Here is a 14,080-nt window from a genome sequence, read left to right on the forward strand (position 1 = left end):
TCTCAATTTCCGCGCTGTTTCAACCGCCCTACGTAGGGAACACCTTTAATCCAGAGCCGCAACGCCTCCCAATGGATGGCAGCGATCACCTTGAAGGTGAGAAACGGCAGACCGAAGAATGCCGCCAAGAGCCGGGGGCCGGTCAGCCGCTGCCGTCGGCCGAAAAAGGCGGCCGCAAACATCGCACCCTGTTCGTTCCGCTGTACGATCCTGACCCGCACATGCCGCGCCGGTCGAGAGATGCTGAAGCGGTAATGCATCTCCATTTCCATGAAGGGCGACACGTAGAACTCCTTGACCTGAGTTTGGCGTATCGCCCGTTCAGCGGGCGCCTCTCGGACCGGCAGGACGTAGGAATGCATCTCCCCGAAGGTGTTGCGCACCTCGTAGATCAACAATGCGAGCTCGCCACTCGCGCTATAGCAGAAGTAGATTGAGAGCGGGTTGAACACGTAGCCCAGCACCCGCGGATAGCACAGAAGCAGAACCCGGCCTTCCGAGAGGTCGATGCCGCGCTCGGTTGCCAGTTGCCGCACATAATGACTCAGCTTAGCGCCTTTGTGGCCTCCGTGATCACGCTCGTGGAAGCTGAAGATTGCGGCTCGATTGACCCCGAAAAAGCGCGACTGTCGGTCCGCACCGTCCAGTCGGTCCAAATCGATTAGAAGGTTCATCACCTCGTATGTGAATCTATACTGCACCGGCCGCCATCGCGCGTGCATCACCTTTCCCCGATAGAGCACGACCGGAGCGGCGGCGTCTCTGTCTCTGTGCGGTCTCGACCCGAACATCGCCGCTACTCGGCTGCTTGCGCCAGCAATGACGTGGACTGGCGCCAAGGCGGCTCGCAGCCCATGGCTTCCGCTATCCGGATCCCAGACCGCAGACCGTCTTCGTGGAAGCCGTACCCCGTCCACGCTCCACAGAACCATGTTCGACGACGGCCTTGAATTGCAGGAAGCCGTCGTTGGGCTGCGAACGCAGCCATATCGTAGAGCGGGTGAGCGAAGCTGAATTTTGCAAAGGTCAGGTCGGACGCCGGCGCGCGCGGCGGGTTGAGGCTGACGAACAGCGGCTTGCGATCGTCGATGCCCTGCAGCCGGTTCATCCAATAAGTCACGGCGACGTCGTTCTCGACAGGTGTTTGCCGCGGCCATTGCAGGAAGTTCCAGGATGCCCATGCCTGCCGGCGCTTGGGCATCAGACTGGGATCGCGATGCAGATAAACGGCGTTGGGGCTGTAGCGGATCGCGCCGAGAATTGACTTCTCCGCCGCGTTGGCGTCGGTGAGCGCCGCCAGGGCCTGGTCGCTGTGGCAGGCCATCACGACCGCATCGTAGCTCTCCACACCGCCATGAATGTCGCTGATCGTCACGCCATGCTCCGTTCGGGTGACCGACGTCACGGCACAGCCTAGCCGGATAACGTCCTTGAACATAGCGGTAAGCTTGTCGACATAGCGCCGGCTGCCACCCGCCACGGTGAGCCAGCGCGGGCGGCCCAGGTGCAGGAGCCTGTGATTATCGAAGAAGGTGACGAAGTTCTCCGCGGGAAACGACAGAATCTCCGCCGGCGAGGATGACCAGATGGCGGCCCCCATCGGTCCGAGATATCTGGAGAACAGGCGCGCGCCAAACGATTCCGTTTGCAGATACTCACCGAGCGTCATCTTCTCGAGCCGACCGGCGCGCAAATCGGCGACGCTCTGCCTGTTGAATCGCACGACGTCGGCCAGCATGCGAAAGTGCGACGGCGAGACCAGGTTGCTCGGTTGGGCGAAGAGACCGCGTGCATTTCGCAAAATGCCTTCGCCGCCCCCGCGCCATTCAAAGCGGCCGTGATCGGCGGACATCGCAAAACTCATGCACGTCTCGACGGTCTTCACCCCCAGTTGCGCGAACAGCGATGTCAGCTCGGGATAGTTCAGCTCGTTGAACACGATGAAGCCGACGTCAACGTCAATGGCTTCGCCATCATAGTCGATCTGAACGGTATGACTATGCCCGCCCGGTCGCAGCTCGCGCTCGTACACCGTCACAGCGTAGCGCTTCGACAGGAGCCAGGCAGCAGCATTGCCTGCAATTCCCGTCCCGATCACTGCCAAGCGCATCTTTCATTGCCCCCTTGCACTATTGTCGCCTCAAAGCAGCAAGAAACGTCTTTGCGTCAAAGCCATTTCCCGCGGCTCATCACCGATCCGCATTCTGTTTTGCAGGCCGTGAATAAGAACGCTCGCGGAGTCACCTTGGATCACCGCCCCCTTCGCCGAGCTTGGAGCCGATGATGAAACCGGTGCATACGTTAGACGTATCAACGGAAAACAGCGCCGGTGAAGCATGCTTGTCCCGCACTTTCAGATCGTAGCCGGCATTACCCTGGCTCTTTCCGCGTTGATGGCGCTGGCTTGGGTCGTCCGACAGCGCACCGGCAATTCGGGTTGGGTCGACGTCATCTGGTCCTATTCGATCGGTTTGGTCGGCGCCGTGGTCGCCCTATGGCCTCTCGACGATGGTTCGCAGGCTCGCCGTGTTCTCGTTGCAGGGCTGGTACTGTGCTGGTCGGCAAGACTCGGGACGCACATTGCGCGTCGTTCTGCCGCAGGTGTGGATGACCCGCGTTATGCGAACTATGCGCGCGAATGGGGCTTCGCAGCGCCCCGCCGCATGTTCTTTTTCCTGCAATCCCAGGCGCTGGCCTCGGTCCCGCTGCCGTTTTCTATTTTTCTCGCCGCGCACGCTCCGGGCCCCGGCCTGGGACTACAGGACTATGCCGGAGCGTTCATCATACTGGTAGCGGTCGTCGGCGAGGCCATCGCCGACGAGCAATTGCGTCGCTTCAAGCGCTCGCATCCCGAAGCTGGTCTGATTTGCGACACCGGGGTCTGGCGCTGGTCACGCCATCCGAATTATTTCTTCGAATGGTTGGGATGGCTGGCCTACCCCGTCATCGCGTTGTCGCCTCAATACCCCTGGGGCTGGGCCAGCATCGCGGCACCAACCATCATGTACTGGATCCTCGTGAGGGTGACCGGCATCCCACCGCTTGAGGAACAGATGCTACGATCGCGAGGCGAGCGCTATGGCGCGTACCAGGCCAGAACCAGCGCGTTCTTCCCGTGGCCGCCCAGACATTCGCCGTATTGATCGGGCGCCCCGAGGGACCAGGCGGTCTGGCTAGCGGGCGGCAAGATCGAATGAGCCGGTCGGGTGATCCGATTCGACCTTCGGGTCGTTACACCCTCGTCAGGCTGGCGACTGCGAGCGCGGAAGGGAACGCCGTATGAATCTGGTCTTCACGTATCTCACCGTCGCGATCACCTTCTTTGGTTTCGACATGATCTGGCTCAGGACCATGGTCGAAAGGCTCTATCGGCCGGTGCTCGGCGACATGTTGCGGTCCGAACCCGATCTGGCCGCTGCCGCGGTGTTCTATCTGGCCTATCCCGCCGGGCTGATCTGGTTCGCGGTGCTGCCCGCGCAACAGGACGGTGGCGCGCTACGCGCATTTGCCTCCGGTGCGCTGCTCGGCTGTTTCACCTACGCGACGTACGATCTGACCAATCAAGCAACGCTGCGAAGCTGGTCGACCGGCTTGTCGGTGGCGGACATCTGCTGGGGATCGGTTCTCGCCGGCGTCAGCGCCTGGGCGGGCTTTCTCGTCGCTCAAAGGATGATGCCCTGATCATGAGCGCCACAACCAGGCCGCCGAAGGAGCAAGGCCGCAAAAGCGGGAATTGGTATCACCGCGCCGCGTTTCTTTGTCTCGTTCCCGCCGCGGGGCTTCTGATCGGCGTGCTCAACCGGCCTGGGGCCTGGTATTCCGCACTGAACAAGCCATCCTTCGATCCGCCGAATGCCGTCTTCGCTCCGGTTTGGACGATCCTGTTCCTGCTCATCGCCGTCGCGGGATATAGCACTTTCGAGGCAGAGCCGCGCGGCGTTTCGATGAGGCAATGGGCGATTCAGATGATCCTAAACTTCGCCTGGTCGCCGATCTTCTTTTCGCTTCATCGCATGGACGTCGCACTCGGCGTGACCGCTGCAATGTTCGTCGTCATCGTCGCATTCATCTGGCGGCAGTGGACCGCAGACCGGCTGGGGGCGTTGCTTTTCCTGCCCTATGCGGCCTGGCTCGCGTTCGCGATGGTGCTCAATCTGTCGCTGCTCCTGCTCAACTGCTAGAAGCTTGGAGTGGAGTGCCATGCGACGCTTTTCATGCTCACCCCGTCACCCTCACGGTCATTCACGCGAGGTCTGCGCAGGAGCTGAGCTGATCCCGCGAACGCTCGTTCGTTTCCCGCCTATAGCGCCGGAAACGAAGCATGAATTCATCAAATGGAATTCGGAAGCTACCACGGTGCTTAGGAACATTGCCAAAACCCTCTCGGCGCTCGCAAACCAATACGAAATATTGGAAGGCATCAGGGGCGGCGGAAAAAGCCTAGAACTTGTCGCGTTTGGCTCTTCAGCGACTTCGGGAGACGTCCGCTTTCCTGCCGCGCTTGGAGTTGAGCGGACTTGAGGCGGCGAGCCGCTCAGTGAATACAGCTCAAATGGCCGCAAAATAGCAAAGGCTCCCGGCTGGCGTCGCTGATGGCGCCGTCACGGATGCAAGTGGTTCCCGAGTTCACCCAATGCCTCCCTGGTTTCCGCGATCTTTTCAGATAACGTCGTGAAGACGGTCTGGATTCGACTGTTTGCATCGTCGTCCAGCAATAGCGATGACGTCTCGACCATCCTGTCGCCCAAATGCTCGATCACAGTGAGCAGGTGATGCAGACCATCCGCAGGCTGCTCGACCGCAATGCGTTCGATCTCTCGCACGATCTCCTCGAGCCTGATGACCGCTGGCACAAGGTTGTCCTCGTGCCTGCGCAGCGGAAATTCGATGATCTCGGCGATCAAGGCCGGGTTTTCCCTCACCATCAGGCGGTGCCAGACGCGGCGAGGAAGTCCTTGCGGACCGTCAGGAGAGCCCGGTGCAGCCGGGTCTTTATCGTTCCCACCGGCACGCCGAAGCGCCGTGACAGATTGGCCCGGCTCTCGCCCTCGAGATAGGCGAGCACCACCAGCGTGCGGCGATCTTCTGGCAAACGAGCCATTGCGCCAAAGGCGAGGGGTTCGGCACTGGCGTAGTCGAGTTCGTCGGTCTCAGACGGATTCTCGCCGGCCGCTATCGACAGCGCGTGGTCGAACGCGTCAGTCAGCAGTCTTCTGACGCGCAGATGATCGATCGCGGTATTGCGCACGATCGCGGACATCCACGCCATCGCGGGAGCGCGCTCGGCATTGAACTGAGGGGCGTTGCGCCAGATCTTCAGGTAGGTCTCTTGCAGGACGTCTTCGACATCATGCGGCGCTACGCCAACGGCAAGCGCGATCCTGCGCAGTCTGCCCCGAGTTATCATGTGCAGCGCGGAGAAAGCTCGAGCGTCGCCGCGTGACACACCGGCGAGCAGTTCGGGCAATCCGTCGCTCTGTACCTGTGTTGCCCGACGTGAGCAGGCCATGTCCCGTCTCCCTTGCGTTCGGCTTTGAAACGCTTGGGGATCGCGGTCGGATCACCCCGCGGGAGAGGGACTGAAGAAGATCAGAGCCGCACAAATGGCCCGATCAGCCGGCCAAGCAGACCGTTCATGCGCAGATCACCTGTCATCGCAACCAGGCAGAGGCATGGGCAATCGTCGCCGACGATCGGTCGATGATCGACCTCGTCATCGCCATAGTCGAAATCGCCAGGGCCAAAACGGCCGCCCTCGTGGCTGAAGCTGCCTTCCAGCACGAGAGTCAACTCGGTACCGGTGTGCGTGTGTTCGAGCATCCGCGTGCCCGGCGCGGACCTTAGCAGGAAGGCCCGTGCCTTACCTGCGCCGGACAGCTCAATCGGCCGCATGCTCAGACCTGGCGCAACGCGCCTGGGCTTGCCGACGCGGTAGTTCCGCAGCGCCGGTGGAACGTCTCGCACCATTGCGAACGTCTCGGTCGAGGGCGGCGCAGCTCTCGGTTCGGCGGCGTCGTCGATCCGGGCCAGCACGCGCTCGAATGCATCCGATGCTACCGGCACCGGAGCGACCTCCCCGAGTGCCAAGCCCGCAAGCTGCTCCATCGCACGCACGAACCGGGCGCAGCGGACGCATTCAGCGACATGCACCCCCACGACAAGGTGGTGGGCCTCTTCCAGCCTGCCGGCGGCAAAGTCGGCCAGAAGATCTTCCGGCGGATGATGGCTGATGGTCATGCTTCTTCGTCCAATAGCTCTCTCAGGCGGCTCATCGCCAGCCTGATACGCGACTTCACCGTTCCGAGCGGAATTCCAAGCAGGCCTGCGATTTCCGGATGCGGCCTTTCCTCGATGAACGAAAGTCTCACCACCCTTGACTGCTCCGCCGATAGCCGCTCGATGGCCGACGTGATCCGGGCAGCATCCTGAACGCGTGAAATGGCCGCATCGACCGGTTCGGCGGGATCCGGCGTATCCGGCAGCTCGGCAACGCCCCGCACGCGCTCCGCCCGCGCCTTGCTGCGGAACATGTCGATCCGCAAGTTCCGTGCGATCGTAAAGATCCAGGCTGCGGCCCCTGATGTCGACGGATCGAACTGGCTCGCCTTCCGCCACACGGCGATCATTGAGCTCTGGGCGATCTCCTCGGCCTCGTCCGCACTGCACCCTGCCTTCAGCATCAATCCCTTGATGCGAGGCGCGAAATGCTCGAATAGGCGTTTGAAGGCATCTCTGTCACCGGAAGAGGCGACGCGTCCGATCAAGTCAGCCCAGTCCACCTTCGCCTTCGGCCCTTTGCTCGCACTGGTCGGCAGCCGCGCGACAACCCCGCGAGGCACGCCAGCCTTGGCCCGGATTGGCACAGTTAAAGCTCGGATAGCAGCGACCATAGTAGCTCGACAAGGGCCTTTTCGTAGTTAGAACGCATGACCGAGGTCCGCGGATCACTTCTTTGCCAAGCGACTAGGCTAACTGCTCGTCCCGCGGCAAATGGGCGCTCGGCGAAGTGATCCCCTTCAACGGACTACGCTGGTAAGTCTGCTTTGGGTCCAAAACGCGAAGAACTCAGGTTGAGCAAATCTGGTCCGCTCTAGCGCGGAGAGCGGACCTCCGCCTGATGTTGCGCTACTTCCCCACGCACAGGCGCGATGGCCGAACATGGGCTGATCGGGGTGAGCCCCGCAGACCCACCGAATGTTCTCGAATCGAGCGCAGAATGTCATGTTCGACTTGCGTGCCGCAGCACGGCCTAGTTTCAGGGCCGGGATGGAAAGCGCAGCGGCAGCGCCAGTTGGAAGTCAAACGAATTTAAGCCATTCGCTCGAACGAAGGCCTCGAGCGCGGGCGAGAGGTCAATCGCATCGCGGGCGGCTCGCTCGGCGAGTGCGTCCGCGATGCTCTGGGTGGCAATCGTGGTACCAGGTCTCCATGGCGTTGAAGACGACGATCTGCACGGGATAAGGTATCCGCCCGAGATCAGGTCCCGCAGCACGGTCTCGTGGTCGGTGTCCTGCTCGTCGGTCTGGCGCCAAGAACAGCCCGGCGCGCTTCCCAAAGTCCTCCAGCGGCAGATAAATGTCTCCAGAAGATGCGGCGGAGGAGGGCGAGGCACGCTTACGCTTACTCCCAGTAGTGTCTGCGGAGAGACAGGGGGTTTAGGCGTATGGCCGCTCCGCTAGCCCGGCGGCGAGCCGGCAGAACACCTCGAGCGCTGTAGTCTCCCGGGGTTCCCTCGTGCGCATCTAAACTTTTTGCATAGCGCGGCAAACGTGAACCATGACATGCTGATCGACCTGACCGAAAGGAGTTAGGGTGCGGCTGGTTCCGGAGGTGTGGTGCAGAGCGAGAGAACGGCCATGAAACGGCATCTGGAGACAGCCGAGCGCCAGGTCGATGAGGGAAAAGCCCGCTTGGCTCGGTGAGAATCCTTGAGCCGCGGCATGACACGGCCGACGCGCATGCCGTCCTCGCCGCCATGCGGTGGAAGCGACGCTTCACGAACAGGACCGTGAGCGCATTCTGCGAGAACTTGAAGCCTAAGGTCCCCTCGGGCGGACACCCGGCAGGATTGCCGATCGAATTCAGTACCTCGCGGATTTCCGCGACATCCGGAGGGACCTCGGGTGCCAGGTGGGGTTGGCGCGGTCCTGGGTCCAGCCGTGCTCCTCGCACTCGCGCATCGCGTCGCGTCGTTAGGGACTGAGATGGTACCGTCCGGACCACTGGGATGAAGTAGTCACGCCTTATCGTGCGCGTACTTCTCCAGGACGAGCTTGTTGTATTCGTCCCTTACGGCTCTGCGCGAAACGTGTCCCTTTCGATCCTTGGCGATCTTGAGAAGATCGGGATCGGTTGCGGCCTTTGACTTCCGTCGAAATCTCGCGAAGAGCCCTTTTGTCGGCTGAGCCGCGCTTCCAAACAGCCAGTCAAACCATCTCATTGTGGCCTCCCGGACAGACTGCGAGCGGCGAGAATAGCAGGGCACTCGGTCCGTGAAAACAGCATTCGAACTCCGTTGCTTGGTTGCGGTGCCAGCGTAGCTCAGTGGAACCGACGGCGTAGCTATCGCGCGATTTCATGCCGCTGCGGGGTCGATCCAGGCTAGAGGCGAACCTGACCGCCATCCAAGAATTAGGGCAGTCGCCGCGCTTCCATGCCGCGATGCCGGCGCCCCCACACGATGCCAGCTGCCGCTTGCGATCAACGTTCACCGTCCAAACCGTTTTCTTGATTTACGCTCAAAGGAGGTTCTCCCGCTTGATGCAGCGACTTCTCATGAAGGAACCCGATGCTCCTGGCCGCAAACGACAAGAATGCGGACTCGAACACCACGTGGTCCGAAGAGGCTCGTCGCGTTATGCGAGAATAGATCGTTGATCTGAATAATCGCACGAGAACCCGCGTGTCTGTGGGACCGGATCGGATATGATCGCCGCCGAACCGTTGCGCCCGCGTCTTTTAGGGAAAACACCCATATTGCGCGCTGGCTTGCTGGCCGCCGGGACGCGCTCGCGCTTACTGGGTGTCCTTACAGCTGCATCGGTATCGGTCCGATTGGCTTCTTTTGGTTGGGATGGCTTGCTGACCGCATCGGGTCCAACAGCGCAACCGCCGTAATCGGCACGCTAGGCTTGGCATGGCTGTCACTTGGCGTTGCTGGGAGGAGATTTGATAACGGCTAGGGTGTCGGCGCCGGTGCCGTGCTCATTTCAAGCGAGCGGGGGTTGTCGAAGAAACCCCGGAGCGGCGGCAATCGCCGTGGCGCCGCTTACGCCGACCACCGAAAGTGACGCCGGATCGGGAAGGCAATTGCCATGACTGACGAGCAGGCCAAGCCCAAGCGCATCAGCAAGAAGATCATGGCCGCGATCGACGCCATGGCGCACGGGGACGTCGGCACCATCACGGCCGCCGCTGAAAAAGCCGGATGCAGCCGCGAATACCTGCCGCCGGCGTTGTGGACCTGCTCTCCTTTGCCATGTCGGTCGTAACACCGGACTCACGCTCATCAGAATGGCCTATAAAGTGGCCAAGTCCTCTTACCGTCTACATTTCGGCTTCCATGCTTACGTAAAGAAATAGCTTGATCAGGTCTTCCGTATGGAAGTCGTCATTTAAGAAGGGCTCAACTCTAGTTCTGTGATGAGCGAAAGCCATCCCGCAACCTCAGGCTAGCGCGCAATCAGGATTGCCTAGGTTACTTGCCAAAGACAGCAAGACCTTTCCCCGTTTTGGCTTGGATCTTCATCGGCTCCCAGATGGCGCCCTCGATCTCAACCCGGCATCCCCGCAATCCACTAGATCACGGACGCGCCGAGGCGCCCCGGAAGGGGCTATCGACGCTGCATACACGCATGCACGTAGTCTTTCATGCCGGAATCTAGCGCGCTCCGGCTGAGGCCCTTCGATATGGCCTCCTCTTTGCACCTTTCTCTCTTTGCTTCGAGCTGCGGATGGATTGCTTCGGCGCACTGAAGGCGGAAGGGGCCGGGGGGATATTGTCGGCAGTTTTGCGCCTGAGCGTTGGTGCTGCCTAGAACCATTGCAACGGCAATCAGCTTTCGGACCATGTCAAAATGAAAGGTGTGTGCCATATCAACTCCTCGCCTTTGCGGGAATGACCAGTGGTCCCACGTTCCCGCAGCCGCAGGGCGAGCGCAAGGGGCGGTGAAAGTCTTAGGGATTGACCCCGAAAAGCTGCGTGAGCAGGATGCCAAGGAGCAAAATGCCGAGGCCAGCCGCCACCCAACCGACCCGGCGCGACATCCGCTGAATGCGGTGTTGGGTGACTATTAGTCGTTCAACTGCCGCTCGGCCGCTGATTGCACGTTCAATCGAGACACCGAGCCGGTCATCAGAATGGCTGATATCCTCGCCTTCAGCCCATCTCGACCAGCCGCCGGATGGCTTCGGATCGAGCGGAGTCGTCCTCCTGCGACGCGGCCCACCCGTCATTAGCTGCCACCGTCCTCTCAGAGCCGATTCACATGTAAAGGCGGCCTTATCATCCAATCTCCTTTCTAGTTCTCCACTCCTAGGCCAGTCCCGACCGGCTGACTTAGCTAGTGCGTACGGTGCATGTCGGCTGTCGTCAATTTCTCGGCACTAACACCGACATGGCGCTCTTCTTCCCACTGCGAACTCCTATCCAGGTTACGCTGCGGTTGGCCCGTCAGGTTCATCATCCGGCGGTAGTCTGTTGTGCCCCATGCCTGCCGGCCTGTTTAAAAACAGTGGCACGACATTCGACGACGGTTTGTCCACGCTCTCGATGCGCACGTGGTGCATGCTTCCGTTGCCGAAGAACGGCATTTGGCTCCCGATACGCAGCCCGATAAGTGCTGCGCCCAGCGGCGACAGCACTGAGAGATGCCACTTCGAATACTTATACTGATCAGGGTAGACGAGCTAGCGGGTGCCGTGAGGCAGACCGCTCGTGCCCGCTTCAGTCCAGTAGGTTACCCACGATCCCATTCTGACGCGCGTCCTGAGGAAGTCAGGATCGTTCTCCTCGTCGGGGATACACGTGGCTCGGGTGAGCTCGCCCCGGAGAAACAGGGCGTTGATGTCACCGCGACCCGCAGCGATACGAGCGATGCTGTCCAAGCGTCGGTATTCAGATGTCGTGATAGCGAATCTCGGGCAACGGCATAGGCAAAGTGCTCTCCTTCCGTGAGGCACAATCTTAAGATCAACGATGTTGGCGAGAGAAAGCGGACCCGGACGGCAGCATACGCCGTCCGGCTAGACGAGCGGTTGCCGCCGTCCAGTGTGTACGTGAGCGGGAAGCGCAGGGCGATCTCGACACTGAAGGTCATGGCGGCAATAAGTCCGATTGGCACGAGTACCATTGTGTCGAACCCGCGCACGTCCCGGGACTATGGAGGGCTGATGCATTGGCTCTGCTCTACAACGCGAGCACTGCTTGCAAATCGAGAGCGGCGTCGTTGGACCGCCATGGACGAGGACTTGGCCCTTAGCTGCCATCTGAATGTGACTCCGTTCGACGAGTTAGCGCATCCCCTGGTTGGACGAGTACTTTGTCAAGACAATCCGCGCCAGTGCGACGTTCTGGCCTCGCGGTTGCATCGCGAGCCCGATGTTCGATCTCTCGGATTGTCGTGTAAGCATTTTTGCCCAGCCAGTCGATCTCGAGCTGCTTTGTCTGACGCAGGTTTGCGTTGTGCTTGAGCTCTCGCTTGAACGAGCGCCCATGAAGCTCATTAGAGAAAGCTCGAGGAAGCGCGGGTAATCTAAATCAATGTCGCTGTTGCGAAGGCTATCGAGCAGCGTCAGTATTCTCGGCCGCATGGAACAACGCCGCTGAAGACGGCCAATGAGGTCAACACCGCTGACACATTCGGGTGCGAGTTGCGTCCGCATCGATTGGACCAAGACGTGCTGCTCGTCTCGAGCCCGCGCGCACAGGAGCGCGATTTTGGCTACCGGATAAGGGGCCGGGGAAGACCCGCCACGATTTGATGGCGCGATGGGGCCGGCAAACAAAGAAGGAATTCCTGCATGAACGAAACTCGCGACGTCGCAGTGATCGTCGGCAGCCTCCGCGAGGATTCTCTCAACCGGAAGTTGGCGAATGCGCTTGCCCAGATCGCACCCGGATCGTTGAACCTTAGCGAGGTCGAAATCGGCCAGCTCCCGATCTACAACCAAGGTAGTGATCACGCGCCGCCTCCTGTATGGACTTCCTTTCGTGAGCGCATTAGGGCTGCAGATGCGATTCTCTTCGTCACGCCGGAGCACAACCGATCGGTGCCGGCCGCATTGAAGAACGCGATCGATATCGGATCGCGCCCGTACGGCAAGAGTGCTTGGAACGTCAAGCCCGGAGCGGTCGTCAGCGCTTCGCCAGGCGCCATCGGCGGGTTCGGTGCTAACCACCATTTGCGGCAGTCTCTGGTGTTTCTGAACGTGCCTGCGATGCCGCAGCCGGAAGCTTATCTCGGCGGAGCCGACAAGCTCTTCGACGCTGATGGCAAGCTCGTCAACGAGGGGACTCGCAAGTTCCTGCAGCAGTTCATGCATGCATTTGAGGCTTGGATCGTAGCCAAGACCAAGTAGCGAAAAGGGGCCGGACCGCCGCAAGCTCTGGCTGGGCCAAATTTCACGAGGATCGGAACTATGAGCGAGACCAAAACGCTGCAAGCCCTGGACGGCATGCTTCCCGATCTGGAAGCCCTCTACAAGGATGTACATTCGCATCCGGAGCTCTCAATGCAGGAAACTCGCACCGCGGGATTGGCCGCGGACCGGCTGCGCGCCGCCGGCTACGAAGTGGCGACCGGTATAGGTAAAACCGGTGTCGTTGGACTTCTCCGAAACGGTGAGGGACCCACGGTCATGCTGCGCGCCGACATGGACGCGCTGCCGATCCAGGAGGCGACCGGTCTTGCCTATGCGAGCAAGGCTACGGCGACGGACAAGGACGGCAATACGGTGCCGGTGTCGCACATGTGCGGTCACGACATGCACGTCACATGGCTTGCGGGAGCAACCAAACTCATGGCGGATGCCAAGACCTCTTGGCGGGGCACGCTCATGGCGGTCTTCCAGCCCGCGGAGGAGACGGGTGAAGGCGCGCAAGCCATGATTGACGACGGTCTGTTCAAGCGCTTTCCGAAACCGGACGTGATTCTGGGCCAACACGTCATGGTTGGCCCTTCCGGGACGGTCGCCGGCCGCGCCGGCGCGATCACATCGGCGGCGGACAGCTTGCAGATACGTCTATTTGGGCGAGGCGCGCACGGATCAATGCCGCAGGCCAGCATTGATCCGGTCGTGATGGCAGCCTCGACCGTACTGCGCCTGCAGACCATCGTATCGCGCGAACTGGCCGCCGCCGACGCGGCCGTACTGACGGTGGGAGTCCTGCAAGCAGGTACCAAGGAAAACGTCATCCCCGACGAGGCCATTATCAAGCTCAACGTCCGGACCTTCGATGCCGGAGTGCGCTCACGGATGCTGGCTGCAATCGAGCGGATCGCCAATGCCGAAGCGGCGGGTTCGGGAGCGCCGCGGCCGCCGGAGATCACGACCATCGACCGATACCCTCTGAACGTGAACAACCACGAGGCCACCAGTCGGGTGGTGGACGCATTACGGGAACACTTTGGCGCCGATCGGGTCCGGGCGACAGGGCCTGCCCCTGCCAGCGAAGACTTCGGATCGTTCGGGTCAGAATGGCGCGTGCCCTCAGTCTTCTGGTTCGTCGGCGGCACCGATCCGGAAATCTATGCGAAGGCCAAGGAGTCGAACAAGATCAACGAACTTCCCGTGAACCACAGTCCCAAATTCGCGCCCGTTCTCCATCCGACACTGCGGACCGGCGTCGAAGCGCTGGTCGTTGCGGCCCGCGCTTGGCTACCGGGATAGGTGGTGCTAACCGCGGGATCGACCAGCCAGCTCTAGCTGAAGGCGAGAAACGCTGATGGACAAGCTGCCTATGGTGCTCGACCTGACCGGGACTTTCGTCTTCGCGCTTAGCGGGGCCTTGGCGGGGACCAAGCGCGGGCTGGACCTGTTCGGGGTCATGGTCTTGTCCTTCGCGGCGGGGAACTCGGGC

Annotated in this window: 13 protein-coding genes and 1 pseudogene; 7 read left to right on the forward strand and 7 right to left on the reverse strand. The window is 61.0% G+C overall.

From position 1 onward, the window contains the following. Positions 1-2: 2 nt before the first annotated feature. Together ACVWZ4_RS36560 and ACVWZ4_RS36565 are read right to left on the reverse strand one after the other, a co-directional pair. On the reverse strand, positions 3-791 hold the full coding sequence (locus ACVWZ4_RS36560; RefSeq protein WP_456705478.1) for a DUF1365 domain-containing protein: 789 nt from the start codon (positions 789-791) through the stop codon (positions 3-5). Positions 792-796: 5 nt separating this feature from the next. Further along, positions 797-2,110: an NAD(P)/FAD-dependent oxidoreductase gene (locus ACVWZ4_RS36565; protein ID WP_456705477.1), complete on the reverse strand. Its 1,314-nt coding sequence runs from the start codon at positions 2,108-2,110 to the stop codon at positions 797-799. 226 nt (positions 2,111-2,336) lie between these two features. Between ACVWZ4_RS36565 and ACVWZ4_RS36570 the strand changes: the two genes are divergently transcribed. The 3 genes from ACVWZ4_RS36570 (at position 2,337) to ACVWZ4_RS36580 (ending at position 4,181) form a co-directional block, all read left to right on the forward strand. Continuing rightward, positions 2,337-3,143, forward strand: a complete 807-nt coding sequence (locus ACVWZ4_RS36570; protein ID WP_456705476.1) for a DUF1295 domain-containing protein — start codon at positions 2,337-2,339, stop codon at positions 3,141-3,143. A 136-nt stretch (positions 3,144-3,279) separates the two neighbouring features. Next, positions 3,280-3,681 (forward strand): DUF2177 family protein, encoded by a 402-nt coding sequence (locus tag ACVWZ4_RS36575; protein ID WP_456705475.1) that lies wholly within the window; start codon positions 3,280-3,282, stop codon positions 3,679-3,681. Between the two features lie 2 nt (positions 3,682-3,683). Then, positions 3,684-4,181, forward strand: coding sequence for a TspO/MBR family protein (locus ACVWZ4_RS36580; protein WP_456705474.1), 498 nt, complete (start codon positions 3,684-3,686; stop codon positions 4,179-4,181). Positions 4,182-4,601: 420 nt separating this feature from the next. On the opposite strand, the gene ACVWZ4_RS36585 is transcribed toward ACVWZ4_RS36580, so the two are convergent. The 4 genes from ACVWZ4_RS36585 to ACVWZ4_RS36600 all read right to left on the reverse strand — a co-directional run bounded on the left by ACVWZ4_RS36585 (position 4,602) and on the right by ACVWZ4_RS36600 (position 6,779). Then, positions 4,602-4,904 carry a hypothetical protein gene (locus tag ACVWZ4_RS36585; RefSeq protein WP_456705473.1) on the reverse strand — a complete coding sequence of 101 codons (303 nt, stop codon included), beginning with the start codon at positions 4,902-4,904 and terminating at the stop codon, positions 4,602-4,604. A 20-nt stretch (positions 4,905-4,924) separates the two neighbouring features. Beyond that, a complete protein-coding gene (locus tag ACVWZ4_RS36590) occupies positions 4,925-5,467 on the reverse strand; it encodes an RNA polymerase sigma factor (RefSeq protein WP_456739542.1) in 543 nt (180 codons plus the stop codon). A gap of 122 nt (positions 5,468-5,589) precedes the next feature. After that, a complete protein-coding gene (locus ACVWZ4_RS36595; RefSeq protein WP_456705471.1) occupies positions 5,590-6,237 on the reverse strand; it encodes a ChrR family anti-sigma-E factor in 648 nt (215 codons plus the stop codon). Further along, positions 6,234-6,779 carry a sigma-70 family RNA polymerase sigma factor gene (locus tag ACVWZ4_RS36600; RefSeq protein ID WP_456705470.1) on the reverse strand — a complete coding sequence of 182 codons (546 nt, stop codon included), beginning with the start codon at positions 6,777-6,779 and terminating at the stop codon, positions 6,234-6,236. The genes ACVWZ4_RS36595 and ACVWZ4_RS36600 overlap by 4 nt, the downstream gene beginning before the upstream one ends. A 2,535-nt stretch (positions 6,780-9,314) precedes the next feature. Between ACVWZ4_RS36600 and ACVWZ4_RS36605 the strand changes: the two genes are divergently transcribed. Continuing rightward, on the forward strand, positions 9,315-9,491 hold the full coding sequence (locus ACVWZ4_RS36605; protein ID WP_456705469.1) for a hypothetical protein: 177 nt from the start codon (positions 9,315-9,317) through the stop codon (positions 9,489-9,491). Between the two features lie 1,162 nt (positions 9,492-10,653). Here the strand turns inward: ACVWZ4_RS36605 and ACVWZ4_RS36610 are convergent. Continuing rightward, positions 10,654-10,896 (reverse strand): annotated as a pseudogene (locus ACVWZ4_RS36610) (GreA/GreB family elongation factor); the annotation flags it as partial. A 1,125-nt stretch (positions 10,897-12,021) separates the two neighbouring features. Between ACVWZ4_RS36610 and ACVWZ4_RS36615 the strand changes: the two are divergent. The 3 genes from ACVWZ4_RS36615 to ACVWZ4_RS36625 all read left to right on the forward strand — a co-directional run. Then, entirely contained in the window at positions 12,022-12,579 is a 558-nt protein-coding gene (locus ACVWZ4_RS36615) for an NADPH-dependent FMN reductase (protein WP_456705468.1), read from the forward strand. Positions 12,580-12,639: 60 nt separating this feature from the next. Further along, on the forward strand, positions 12,640-13,890 hold the full coding sequence (locus tag ACVWZ4_RS36620) for a M20 family metallopeptidase (RefSeq protein WP_456705467.1): 1,251 nt from the start codon (positions 12,640-12,642) through the stop codon (positions 13,888-13,890). Positions 13,891-13,960: 70 nt separating this feature from the next. Next, on the forward strand, positions 13,961-14,080 hold a 120-nt coding region (locus ACVWZ4_RS36625; RefSeq protein ID WP_456790542.1), incomplete at its 3' end, for a TRIC cation channel family protein.

The sequence above is a fragment of the Bradyrhizobium sp. USDA 4472 genome, assembly GCF_054058595.1.